This is a genomic window from Franconibacter sp. IITDAS19 (assembly GCF_023079515.1).
Taxonomy (GTDB): Bacteria; Pseudomonadota; Gammaproteobacteria; order Enterobacterales; family Enterobacteriaceae; genus Franconibacter; species Franconibacter pulveris.
On the sequence record NZ_JALJCP010000019.1, the window covers coordinates 1 to 344 of the forward strand.

The window sequence follows — 344 nt, forward strand, 5'->3', positions numbered from 1 at the left end:
AACAGTTTGGTTCAAAGTGTTCAGTTATCAAATTCCAGAGAAAACCATTCTGGCTATGAAAGTGAATGCTGATATTAAATGTAATTTATTCGTTAATATCGCTGAGCAACCAGGCATTAATAAAATAATCAGTTATTAACTGCGTTTAATAAATAAACGCGGATGAACGCTGAGTGTTATTTCCCAAGGACTTAATTAATTTAAAGGATATACGTATGAACTTCAAAAAAGTTGCTCTGGCTTCGGTAATGGGTCTGGTTCTGGCAGCGTCTGCACAGGCGGCAGATCAGGGCCATGGTAAAGTGACCTTCACCGGCTCCATTATCGACGCACCGTGCTCCATT

1 pseudogene is annotated in these 344 nt (G+C 39.8%); it reads left to right on the forward strand.

The features are described from left to right. Nucleotides 1-215: 215 nt before the first annotated feature. Nucleotides 216-344: pseudogene (locus tag MT962_RS22185) on the forward strand (type 1 fimbrial protein); the annotation flags it as partial.